The sequence below is a fragment of the Sphingomonas sp. CCH5-D11 genome (assembly GCF_001557395.1).
Classification (GTDB): domain Bacteria; phylum Pseudomonadota; class Alphaproteobacteria; order Sphingomonadales; family Sphingomonadaceae; genus Sphingomonas.
In genome coordinates, this window is the sequence record NZ_LSKH01000301.1 from 1 (window position 1) to 1,796 (window position 1,796).

Sequence of the window (1,796 nt, forward strand, 5' to 3'; positions counted from 1 at the left end):
GACGGCGGCCGGCCGGCGCCAAGTGGCGGAAATCCGCCACTGGCCCGGCACTTGCTTCGTTAACGATATGTTTACCAAGATCGCCCGCCTCTTCACGATCAAGACGAAGTTCGAGGCGTTCATGGTGATCTATGGCCTGGGCCTGGGCGCGACGGAGCGCGGCGTGCACTATCTCCACGACTATCCCGGCGTCGGCGGCTGGCTGCTGTTTTCCGTCTGCCCAATCGCGGTGTTCATGGCGGGCGGGCGCATCCTGGAATCGGTGGAGCGCAACGGCGGCTGAGGGCGGCGCACGCAAGCGGTGGTCGCTCTGCCGGACTGTCGGTCGATCTTACAGCCCGGCGGGGCGGGCGATCCGGTAGGTCACGGTGCGGCGCCGGGGATCATCGACGGCGAACAGCGGGTGATCGAAGTCTGACGCGGGATCATGCGCCATGCCGAGCCGCTCCATCAGCAAGCGGCTTTTCGCGTTGCTCTCGGCAGTGATGGCAACGATCGCGTCTTCTGTTCGGTTTGCCCAGCCCCAGGCGATCGCGGCAGCGGCCGCCTCGCGCGCATAGCCGGCACCCCAGAACGGCATCGCGAGCATCCAGCCGATTTCCAGCATGCCCGCGATCGGGGTATCGGGGGCCCCCGGCTTCAGCCCGCAAAAACCGATCGTCGCCCCACCCTCGCGGAGCACCAGGGCACGAAAGCCGAGCGGCGCGTAAGAGGCGTGTCGCGCGATCGCCATGTCGCTTTCCGCCGCATTCTTCACCGGCCCGAGATCGGCCATGACCGCCGGATCCGCCCACATGGCGTGGAGCGGCGCGCGATCCTCCGCCTGGGGCACACGCATCAGCAAGCGGCCGGTCTCGATCGCCACCGGCGCAAGAGACGCGTCAGCCATCAACCGAGCAAGCGTGCGGCGTGCACCGCGTGATAAGTGAGGACGCCCGAGCAACCCGCGCGCTTGAACGCCGTCAGCGTTTCCAGGACCATCGCGTCGCGATCCGCGGCGCCGGCCGCCACCGCCGTCTCGATCATCGCATATTCGCCGGACACCTGATAGGCGAACACCGGCACCTCAAACCGCTCCTTCACGCGGCGCGCGATGTCGAGATACGGCAGGCCGGGCTTGACCATCACGCTGTCCGCCCCCTCCGCCAGATCGAGCGCGACTTCGCGGAGGGCTTCCTCCGCATTGCCGTAATCCATCTGATACGTCTTCTTGTCGCCTTTCAGCAGGCCGCGGCTGCCGACCGCATCGCGGAACGGGCCGTAGAAGGCGCTCGCATATTTGGCGGCATAGGCCATGATCTGGACATTGTGGTGGCCGGTCCCTTCCAGCGCCGCGCGGATGGTGCCGATCCGGCCATCCATCATATCCGACGGCGCGACGATATCAGCGCCGGCGGCCGCCTGATTGAGCGATTGGCCGACCAGCGCCTCGACCGTCGCGTCGTTCAACACATAGCCGGCCGCATCCACCAGCCCGTCATGGCCGTGCGCGGTATAAGGATCGAGCGCGACATCGGTGAGGATGCCGATATCCGGGACCGCATCCTTGATCGCACGGATCGCGCGGCACATCAGATTGTCGGGATTGAGCGCCTCGCGCCCATCCTCCGTGCGCAGCGCCGCCGGCGTGTTCGGAAAGAGCGCCAGGCAGGGGATGCCGAGCGCCCCTGCCTCCTTCGCCCGCGCGACGATGAGGTCGACCGACCAGCGCGACACGCCCGGCAGGCTGGCGATCGGCTCCTCCGTATCCTGCCCTTCGGTAACGAACAGCGGCCAGATCAGATCGGCGGGCGTGT

At 67.3% G+C, this 1,796-nt stretch carries 3 protein-coding genes; 1 reads left to right on the top strand and 2 read right to left on the bottom strand.

From position 1 onward, the window contains the following. Positions 1-67: 67 nt before the first annotated feature. Entirely contained in the window at positions 68-283 is a 216-nt protein-coding gene (locus AX702_RS18155) for a hypothetical protein (RefSeq protein WP_066781851.1), read from the top strand. A 48-nt stretch (positions 284-331) separates the two neighbouring features. On the opposite strand, the gene AX702_RS18160 is transcribed toward AX702_RS18155, so the two are convergent. Both AX702_RS18160 and hemB read right to left on the bottom strand, forming a co-directional pair. Further along, on the bottom strand, positions 332-889 hold the full coding sequence (locus AX702_RS18160) for a GNAT family N-acetyltransferase (protein ID WP_066781849.1): 558 nt from the start codon (positions 887-889) through the stop codon (positions 332-334). Further along, positions 889-1,796 (bottom strand): porphobilinogen synthase (hemB, locus tag AX702_RS18165; protein WP_066781850.1); only part of this gene is annotated, 908 nt, incomplete at its 5' end. The genes AX702_RS18160 and hemB, both read right to left, overlap by 1 nt.

Coding starts and splice junctions, on each gene's coding strand:
- AX702_RS18155 (WP_066781851.1), top strand. CDS start 68: ATGTTTACCAAGATCGCCCGCCTCTTCACGATCAAGACGAAGTTCGAG.
- AX702_RS18160 (WP_066781849.1), bottom strand. CDS start 889: ATGGCTGACGCGTCTCTTGCGCCGGTGGCGATCGAGACCGGCCGCTTG.